This window comes from Oscillochloris sp. ZM17-4 (genome assembly GCF_019599295.1).
Lineage (GTDB): Bacteria > Chloroflexota > Chloroflexia > Chloroflexales > Chloroflexaceae > Oscillochloris.
In genome coordinates this window covers 133,659-142,809 of record NZ_JAIEWN010000001.1, presented here as the reverse complement: position 1 = coordinate 142,809, position 9,151 = coordinate 133,659, and the positions used below count along the sequence as shown (strand labels likewise).

At 65.2% G+C, this 9,151-nt stretch carries 7 protein-coding genes; all 7 read right to left on the bottom strand.

The window, feature by feature from the left end; translation table 11 throughout:
* Positions 1-76: 76 nt before the first annotated feature.
* The 7 genes from bchD to K2Z83_RS00455 all read right to left on the bottom strand — a co-directional run bounded on the left by bchD (position 77) and on the right by K2Z83_RS00455 (position 8,781).
* Positions 77-2,029: a magnesium chelatase ATPase subunit D gene (gene bchD, locus K2Z83_RS00485; protein ID WP_220593224.1), complete on the bottom strand. Its 1,953-nt coding sequence runs from the start codon at positions 2,027-2,029 to the stop codon at positions 77-79.
* Positions 2,030-2,109: 80 nt separating this feature from the next.
* On the bottom strand, positions 2,110-3,213 hold the full coding sequence (bchI, locus tag K2Z83_RS00480) for a magnesium chelatase ATPase subunit I (protein ID WP_220593223.1): 1,104 nt from the start codon (positions 3,211-3,213) through the stop codon (positions 2,110-2,112).
* A gap of 343 nt (positions 3,214-3,556) precedes the next feature.
* Positions 3,557-4,300 (bottom strand): DUF169 domain-containing protein, encoded by a 744-nt coding sequence (locus tag K2Z83_RS00475; protein ID WP_220593222.1) that lies wholly within the window; start codon positions 4,298-4,300, stop codon positions 3,557-3,559.
* A gap of 276 nt (positions 4,301-4,576) precedes the next feature.
* Positions 4,577-5,776, bottom strand: a complete 1,200-nt coding sequence (locus K2Z83_RS00470) for a chlorophyllide a reductase iron protein subunit X (protein WP_220593221.1) — start codon at positions 5,774-5,776, stop codon at positions 4,577-4,579.
* Positions 5,777-5,844: 68 nt separating this feature from the next.
* Positions 5,845-6,831 (bottom strand): zinc-binding dehydrogenase, encoded by a 987-nt coding sequence (locus K2Z83_RS00465; protein ID WP_220593220.1) that lies wholly within the window; start codon positions 6,829-6,831, stop codon positions 5,845-5,847.
* Positions 6,832-6,885: 54 nt separating this feature from the next.
* Positions 6,886-7,365, bottom strand: a complete 480-nt coding sequence (gene bchF / locus K2Z83_RS00460; RefSeq protein ID WP_220593219.1) for a 2-vinyl bacteriochlorophyllide hydratase — start codon at positions 7,363-7,365, stop codon at positions 6,886-6,888.
* 63 nt (positions 7,366-7,428) lie between these two features.
* Entirely contained in the window at positions 7,429-8,781 is a 1,353-nt protein-coding gene (locus tag K2Z83_RS00455; protein ID WP_220593218.1) for a BCD family MFS transporter, read from the bottom strand.
* Between the last annotated feature and the right edge of the window lie 370 nt (positions 8,782-9,151).

Genomic DNA, 9,151 nt, shown 5'->3' with positions numbered 1-9,151 from the left:
ATGTTATGGCTATTGTGGGACATGCGCGGCAGAGCCGCGCATGTCCCACAATAGCCATTCTTGTTCCGGGTAGGGCTCAGCCCTCGCTCGCCTCGATCACCGCGCCCGCGATCTGGTCGGCGCGGCCCTGGGGCAGGTAGACGTAGCGCCCGCCGATCCAGGCTGCGAGCTGCTGGGCCTCGCCCCGCGAGACATAGCTGCGCTGGGTGTCGATCACCACCGCGCCGATCCCGGCGGCCTTCAGGCGGCCGCAGAGGGTCTGCACCTCCGTGCGAGCCTGCGCCATGCGCTCATCCTTGCTCTGGCCGGGCTCGGGCTGGAGCGGCACGTTCGGGCGGCCGTCGGTGATCAGCACGAGGGTGGTGCGGTGGATGCCGCGGGCGCGGGCCTGCTCAGCCACCTGGTAGGCCGACAGGAGCGCGGCGGCCAGCGGCGTGCCGCCGCCGGTGGGCAGCACATCGAGCGCCCGCTTCGCCAGCTCCACGCTCTGCGAGGGCGGCAGCAGCAGGTCGGCGCGGTCGCCGCGGAAGGCCAGGAGGGCCACGTGGTCACGGTGGACGTAGGCCTGCTGGAGCAGGGCGTTCACCGCGCCCTTGGCCTGACGCATACGGTGCAGGGCCATCGAGCCGCTGGCGTCGACCACAAAGCAGAAGAGCGTGCCGGCCTTGCTGCGGAACTTCTTAATGTGCAGATCGTCGGCGCGCAGGCGGATGCTGGCCCTGGCGTGGCTGAGCGCGCGGCGCCCCGACTCCACGCGTCGGACGTCCTCAGCCTTGCGGGAGCTCTGCCAGGGGGCGGCGGCGCGCAGCGTGGCCACGACATCGAGGCGGCCCTGGCCAGGCAGGCCGGGTATCGAGCGGATGTGGCGGCCCCGATTGCCCGAGGTGTTGCCGCGCGAGCCGCTGCGCCCGCCGCGCCTGATGCTGAAGGGCGTGGTAAGCACATCAGGCGGCACCTCCGCGTCCAGAGCTGACAGCACCAGATCCTCGACGCTCAGATCCTCCTCGGGAGGCGGCGGGGGCTGCTCCTCCTGCTCCTCATCGTCCTGCTGCTCCTCGTCGCGCGGGGGCGGGGGCTGCTCCTCCTGCTGCGGCGGGGGCTGCTGCGGCTGCTCGGGCTGGGCCTCGTCCTCGAACTCGGGCGCGCGGGTGGCCCGCGGCACAAGCACGAAGCGCACCGCCCGCTCCATATCCTCGTCGCCCACCTCGTCGCGCCCGGCCAGGGCCGCCGAGGCCAGAGCCGCGCGCACGGCGAAGATATCGGCCCGGTGGCCCTCGACCCCCAGGGCCAGCGCCGACTGGCTGATCTGGAGCACCTGGGCGTCGCTGATCTGCACCGTCGGCAAGGCCTCGCGGGCCGCCAGCACCGTGGCCGCCAGCAGGGCCTCCTCATCGTCGTAGGGATTATCAGCCTCGGCGGCCGCCCGGGCGCGCACCCGCATGCGCGCGATAGCGTCGGCGTCCAGGTTGCGCCGCACCACCTCGGCGCGGGCGCGGGCCGGCGACTGGCCGATCGGCGCCACGATCAGGCCGACCCGGTCGAGCAGGTGGCGGCGCGGCGGCCCCTCGGCCGGGTCATAGGTGGCGATCAGGGCGAAGCGCGACAGCTCGACCATGCTCAGCCCCTCGCGCTCGACGCGCACGACGCCGCTGTCGAGGGATGAGAGCAGGTGGTTGATCGTGCTGTCGTCCAGCAGATTCACCCCATCGGCGTAGAGGATGCCACCATTGGCGCGGGCCAGCAGCCCGCTGCGGTGGACGCGCTCGCCGCGCGAGAGGGTCGCCTCCAGATCCAGGCCGCCCAGCAGGCGATCCTCAGTGACGCCAACCGGAAGCTCAACGAAGGGCGGCGGGGTGTCGAGGGTCGCTGCCCCCGCGAGCCGGGCGAAGCTGCGGGCCAGGGTGCTCTTGCCAGTGCCCACGCCGGCGGCGATCACCGTGCCGCCGAGCCCGGGGTCTACCGCCAGAAGCAGAAGAGCCTGGCGGGCCGTATCGAGACCCACCAGGGCGGAGAAGGGAAGTGTGGTCATATAACCAGCTTTTGTTGATGTTTGGGGGTGGCTACGCCACCCCCAGCCCCCGCCGGAGGCTCTGGTATAGCGCGGATGCGCTATGCCAGAACCTCATCCACAACCCGCTCGATCCGCACCGCGTCGTCCTGAGTCTCCAGCGGATCCTTCCGCAGGCGATGGCGCAGGGAGAGGATGGCGATCCGGCGCACGTCCTCAAGCTTCACCTCGGAGTGGCCCTCCAGGGCGGCCAGCGAGGTGGCGGTCCGGCTGAGGGTCAGCTCGCCGCGGTGGCCATCGATCTCAAGCTTCACGCAGAGCTCGGCGATCTTGTAGAGGATCGGGTCGGGCAGCACCACATCGGGCAGGCGCTTCTGGGCGCCCTTGATCTTCCGCTGGAGCTTGGCCGTCTCCTTCTCCCAGGCCGCAGCGAAGGCGAAGGGGTCGGCGTCGTAGGCGCGGCGGCGGCGCACGATCTCCACACGCTCCTCCACATCGGTGATCGTGATGATGCGGGCGTGGAGGCCGAAGCGATCGAGCAGCTGCGGGCGCAGGTCGCCCTCCTCGGGGTTGCCGCTGCCCACCAGCACGAAGCGGGCTGGGTGGCGGATGCTGATACCCTCGCGCTCGACCACGTTGGTGCCGCTGGCCGCCACATCGAGCAGCACGTCCACCAGGTGGTCTTCCAGCAGGTTCACCTCATCGATGTAGAGGAAGCCGCGGTTGGCGCGGGCCAGCAGGCCCGGGGCGAAGGCCTGGACGCCCTGGGTCAGGGCGCGCTCGATGTCGAGGGTGCCGCAGACCCGATCCTCGGTGGCGCCGAGCGGCAAGTCCACCACTGGCACCGGGATGGTGACGGCGGAGGGCTTATGGGCGACCCGCTTGCCATCGCCGTGATTCATACAGCGGTCACATAGGCCGGCCGTGCGATCAGGGGAGCACGAGTAGGAGCAGCCAGCCACCGCCTTGATCGGCGGGAGCATGGCGGCGAGGGCGCGCACGGCGGTGCTCTTGGCGGTGCCGCGATGGCCCATGACCATCACGCCGCCGATCGTCGGGCTCACGACGCAGAGCATCAGCGCCAGCTTCAGCTCGGCCTGGCCGACGATCGCGGTAAACGGGTACGGGGGGACGGCGGCGTTCGGGGTGGGTGCGGTGCCATTCTGCGACGCCTGGGGCGGCGTCTCAAGGATCTCTTTCGACATAGAAAATCACTCATAGCGATACGGCAGCGTGGCCGTATCGCACGAACAAGGGCCCCGGAGGCAAACGCCCATCCAGAGCCCTTGCATCGGGCGTGGGTTCGACCCCACGCATCGTAACGAAGGTGCGGGGCAAGAGACGTTACCTACGCGACCGATCCATCATCGAGCCTGCAGCGGGCTTATTCTCGTTCGCCTTGGTGCGTCGAGCAAATGCCGTAACATTTGTCCAGAGGAAGGTGAGAGCAAGGCCTAGCACTGTCAGGATCAGGCAGGCCCAGCACAGTAGCGCCGGGGCGAACGGACCGATCATCTGTGTTGCTTCGCCGAGACCGCTTGGCATAGCTTACTCCTGGCGGCCATCCTTCGCTTTAGTTGCGTAGGAAGGCATTATCACTTCACGCATTTTTTGTGGATCTATATGAAAGTTCTCGACCAATTCTACCACATATCGGAGGTGATCGCGCGGGATCGAGACGAACATCTCGCCCGCATCAAGGCGGTTGTGCATCCGGCCGCCACCATCGCCGATAGCAAAAACAGAGTTCTTTGTGATGTATGGCGCAGCAAAAATCGAGGAGCAGGCGCTCGCGCCAAGCTCACCGAGCGGGAACTGGCCGATCCGCACGCTGGCCGCCCCCGCGATCTGCATCGCCCGCTGCGGGTCCACCACACAGATCAGCAGATCGACCGGCACGCCATCGGGCACCTCATCGAGCGGGGCGGCGGCCAACGCCGTGATCATCCCCTCGGGCAGCGAGTGGCTCTGCTGCTTATTACAGCGGGCCGCCTCGGGCGTGTAGAACCCTTGCGCATCCGTCAGGTAGCCACCCTCGGTGATATACTCGCCCGGCTGCGCGTTCCAGCCAAGGTGGTACTGGCCGACCCAGCAGTCGTGGTGATGGCGATCAACGTAGATCCGGCGGCCCTGCTCGGCGGCCCGCACTATCCCACAGGCCACAATATCAACCGGCTCGTAGCCAGGCGGCGGGCCATCGGAGCAGTAGGTCACCGCCACTGGCCGACGCTTCACCCGCATCTTCTCCACCAGCAGATGGTTGAGGTAGGTCAGATCGGGCAGTGATTCCATAAATACCGTATTTTTTGCTGCGAGGCAAGGGAGGTTCTCCCCTGCCCGCTTGTGGAGATCAGGGTCAGAAAAGCGCAGCCACCCTGCACTGCGACACCCCTACGAGCGCCGCCACAGGGGATTCGCCAGATCCGGCGCCTCACCCCCGGCGGCCTCCGCAAAGCTATAGCCAAACGACCAGAGCCGGGCGGCAAACCACCAGCGCAGGCGTAGGTGCCAAGGGGCGCATACATACTCTATCTCTGCTATCTTCGGTCGTGTCTGGAGCGCCATCGCTCACTCGACGTAGCGATAGGGCTCGCCGGACTTCTGAAGGGCCGCGAGGATGGCCATCTTACTATCAAGCTCATGATCATCGCCGAAACAGATCGTCGTGTGCCCATCGACCGTCAGGGTCATGCCCTTCTTCGGATCCTGGTTCGCCTCAGTCACATACATGCCCAGATCCTTGAGCAGGCGAGTTACCACAAGCTTCGTGGGTGAGTCCATGTTGGGCTTCTCACCGACGGCCTGCTGCATCAGCCCGAGCTCGAAGGTCGGGATCTGCTTGACCTTCTTGCCGCCGAAGAGCTCATCGGCCGTGGCCCCATTGGGCACAATATCGGGCTCCTCGGCGCCAAAGACGTTCAGGAACTCCTTGTACTCCAGTGGGTGTACGTCGGCCATATCGACGTGGGGGGTGGTACGGGTGATGATCTGGCGGGCGAGGCCGTCGAAGATCGCATCGAAGCCGGGGTCCACCAGAGCCAGTTGGCAGGCGTCGGCCAGCTCACGAATCTTGCGGTCGAGCGGGATGCGGGCCAGCACCGGCAGGTTGATCTGCTCCGCGAAGCGGTCGGCCACACCGCTGCCGTCATCGCGGTTGACGATCAGGCCGATCAGGCGGGTCTTCCCGCCCATGCTGGCGAAGTACTTGGCCGCGCTAGCGATATTATTGGCTGCGTAGAGGCTCTGGCGGTCGTTGCCGCAGAGGATGATCACCTCCTCGGCCAGCGAGCGCGAGAGCGGCGTGGCGAAGCCGCCGCAGACCACATCGCCCAGGAAGTCCATCACCACATAGTCGAGGGCCCACTGGCTCATGCCAAACTTCTCAAGCGTATCGAAGCCGAAGGTGATCCCGCGCCCGCCGCAGCCGCGGCCAACCTCGGGGCCGCCGATCTCACAGCCGTAGACTGTGGCCGCGCCCTCCATGATCTGGGTCTTAAAGATCACGTGCTGGGCCTGGAGCGCGTCCTCGCGGCCGGACTCCTTATACTCGCGCCAGACATCGCCGAGGGTGGGCAGGCTCGCCCCACCGAACAGGGCGTTGCAGCTATCGTGCTTCGGGTCGCAGCCAAGCTGCATCACCCGATTATCAAGCAGGGCCAGCTTACTCACCAGATTGGTGGTAAAGAACGACTTCCCCATCCCGCCCTTGCCATAGACAGCGAGCATACGGGCCGTACTTGTGGCGGACTGCTTCGGGTTCGCAGGCATATGCGCTCCTTCGGAGCGAATGCTGAATGCTGAATGTTGAATGTTGAATAACATTCAACATTCAACATTCAACATTCAACATCATCCTTCGGCCACTCCACCACCACCTTGAGGCACGCCGGGTCTTCGAAGGCCAGGCGATACGCGGCCTGAATGCGATCCAGAGGCACATGGTGCGTCAGCAGCCCGCTCACATCAAGCTCGCCGGAGGCGATCAGGTCGCGCGCGCGAGGCAGGTCGCCATCGGGGCCGAACTGCCACTCGCGGGCGATCAGCAGCTGGGCCTCGCGCATAAACAGCGGGGCGTAGGGGACATTAATCGTGTCGTAGTAGCCGAGCAGCAGAACACGCCCGTGGTTCGCCAGCAGCGGCAGGGCGCCGGCCAGGGCAGTCATCGAGCCGGTGGCCTCGACGATCACATTGATGTTCGCGTCGCTGATCGCCTCATCGAGCGACTCGCGGTTGATATCGACCACCTGGTCGGCCTTCGACTTCTCCAGGCGCACAGCGACCCGGTCGGCCACCGCCACATAGGATGCGCCGGCGAGCTTCGCCAGGCGGGCGGCGACCTGGCCGACAATCCCCTGGCCGAGGACGAGCACCCGGTCTGATGGGCGGATATGCGCGACATTGATCCCGTGGAGGGCGGTGGCGGCGAGGGCCAGGATCACGCCGGTGGCCGGGTCGATCGTCTTCAGCGGCACCACTCGATCGGCCTCGGCGCTAATAAACTCGCTCTGGCCGCCCCAGGCTGGGTTGACCCCCTGGAAGCAGCGGGCGCCGCCGACATAGACCCACTGCCCGAGTAGATCCTTCGGCGCCTTCTTGCCCGTCTGTACCACCTGGCCGACCGTCTCATAGCCGGGGACCACCGGGAAGAGCAGCTGGGGCTGGGGGAGGCGCCCATCGAGCAGCATGCGCTCGGTTCCGGCGCTGATCGAGGTGTATGCCGTGCGGATCAGGACATCGCCGGCCCGCGGCTCAGTGACCTGAACCGTGCGGATCTCCACCACATTGCGACGCGGAATAACAACAGCTCGAGACTTAATCGACATGGCGGCGGTTGCTTTCTAGAATATCCCTGTCGGCCATCGATGGCCGACGGACGATTAGCTACGGACAGTCGTAGCCTGTGTGCCGGCGCTCTGGAGGGCGCGGCGCTGGCGAGCCGAGCGGATGCCGCGAACAATAAACTGCGCAGCATTGAACAGGTAGGTGATATAGGCGAACACCATCACCCACATCACCGTGCGCTCATCAGCGCCGACCCACTTGGCCACAAAGTAGGCGTTATGGGTCAGGATGGCGATCAGATTGCCCAGATCCTCCCAGAAGAACTCCTTCGCCATAAAGTAGTGGTCGTACATGTCGTACTCCCAGAGCATCCCGGTGATCGTCAGCGCCCAGATCAGTGCGATCTTGACCCAGATGCTGATCGTCGCCGCGAGGTAGCCCTGGCCGGTGACAAGGTAGTGGATAACGAGCCCGAAGCTGATCAGGAAGGCAACAAACTGGATAGGCGCCAGAATGATCTGCACACGCGTCCACTTCGAGCGCTCACGACGGGCAAGCTGATCAGGTGTGTACATACGATGATCCCGCGTCGCAGGGAGGGACGCAGCGCGCTGCGTCCCTCCCTGCGCAACGCCCTATCAGGCCGCATCCATCGCCAGAACCGTGCCGATATCCTTGCTGGTGAGGCCCTTAAACTCCTGGACGCTGATGCCGCGCAGGATACCCACCGCAGCTACCATCACCAGCGCCTCAAAGCCAAAGATCGTGGCGTAGGCCATTGTTGGGCTGAGCAGGCCCGTCTCGATCAGGCCGGTGTGCAGTGCGCCGCTCGCGATATTGGCGAAGCCGTTGCCCAGCCCTTGGGCCATGCCCCACAGCCCCATGTACAGGCCGGTCTGCCCATCGACCGTCATCTCCATCATCATCGCGAGAGCGCCCACATCGAACAGGCCGATCCCCAGACCCATCAGCATCAGGCCGGGCTCGATCAGCGACTGCCGCGAGATAAGCGACGAGGCGACGATCATCACGAGGCCGCCAGCGACGCCAAGGCCGCCGATGGTGGCGATCAGCTTCTTCGAGATCGGCAGCAGGCTGCTGAGCACGCCGATGCCGATCATACCCAGCAGCGCGCCGCCGCCCCAGGCCTGCTGGAAGTGGGCGGTGGTGGCCTGGTTCATGCCGAACACCTCGGCGCCGAAGGGCTCCAAGATAGCGTCCTGCAAGAAGATACCCATGATCGCCAGCAGCACAAAGAGGAAGAATGCTCGCACCTGCACATTGTCGCGTACCAGGCCCGCCGCCACGCGAAAGGAGGTCAGCGGGCTCTCGATCGCCCCCGGCGACTCGGCCCGCAGCTCCGCCACCTCGGCCGTGCTCATGCGCCGCTCCATCCCAACCACCCCAATCAGCGCCGTGACAAGCACCACGATTGGGGTCAGGTTATAGAGCTGCTGCATCTTCGCCGGGTCGTAGCTCGGCATAATGCTGCCGGCCACCGCCGCCGAGATAATGCCGCTGATAATAATGGTCGCCCAGACCACCGCGATCACCGCGCCGCGCTCCTTCTGCGTCGTCACCTCGGCGACCATCGCGTTCGAGGCGCTGCCGTTCATCGCCATGCTGGCACCGAAGATCACGATCAGGACGAAGGCCTCTAGTGTCGCCGTTATCGAGCGCGCGCCCAGGCCGATCGCCACCGAGGGAAGGGCGAGGAAGACCAGGCTCGCCACGAGGCTGCTGAGCATGATGTAGGGCGTGCGCCGGTAGCCGAGGATGGGCGTACGGTCGGAGAAGCGCCCCCAGTAGACCTGAAAGAACGAGATAAAGTGGTGCAGGCCGATCAGCGACGTGACGATCACCGCGATCGCCCCGAGATCTGAGATCGAGACACGGTTGAAGTTAAAGGTGAGCAGCGCGAACATCCAACCGGCACCGATACGCATGATCGAGAGCCGGATCGTCTTGACGACAAACCGCACGAAAGCCATCAGGACACCCTCATTTCTACAGAGCACGGAGGCGACACCACAGGGGTTGTGGAGAGGAGATGCAGGCTGCGCGCACCACGAAAGCTCGACATCTCCAGGCAGCACAGTCATCGTCGATGGGTACACAAAGCCAGTGCGATCACGCCTGTGCCCCCCACTGGAAGGGGTGCGCAGTCGCTAGAGCGCTACGTCAGGGCAGATGCAATATAAAGGCTTGATGGCTGGGAGTATAGCATATGGTAAAAGAAGCTTCAATATTTACAAAAGCCGTGCAAGTGCTTGGCGTCAGAGGCATCGGCATGATATGTCATTTTTTTCAATGGGCCAATCCCATTATCTATCTTCTCTATGACACTATCCGTAAATTGTC

What these genes read in the sequence shown, in the direction of transcription:
- bchF (WP_220593219.1), bottom strand. Translation starts at nt 7,365, where the DNA reads ATGTACACACCTGATCAGCTTGCCCGTCGTGAGCGCTCGAAGTGGACG.
- K2Z83_RS00475 (WP_220593222.1), bottom strand. Translation starts at nt 4,300, where the DNA reads ATGGAATCACTGCCCGATCTGACCTACCTCAACCATCTGCTGGTGGAG.
- bchI (WP_220593223.1), bottom strand. Translation starts at nt 3,213, where the DNA reads ATGTCGAAAGAGATCCTTGAGACGCCGCCCCAGGCGTCGCAGAATGGC.
- K2Z83_RS00470 (WP_220593221.1), bottom strand. Translation starts at nt 5,776, where the DNA reads ATGCCTGCGAACCCGAAGCAGTCCGCCACAAGTACGGCCCGTATGCTC.
- bchD (WP_220593224.1), bottom strand. Translation starts at nt 2,029, where the DNA reads ATGACCACACTTCCCTTCTCCGCCCTGGTGGGTCTCGATACGGCCCGC.
- K2Z83_RS00465 (WP_220593220.1), bottom strand. Translation starts at nt 6,831, where the DNA reads ATGTCGATTAAGTCTCGAGCTGTTGTTATTCCGCGTCGCAATGTGGTG.
- K2Z83_RS00455 (WP_220593218.1), bottom strand. Translation starts at nt 8,781, where the DNA reads ATGGCTTTCGTGCGGTTTGTCGTCAAGACGATCCGGCTCTCGATCATG.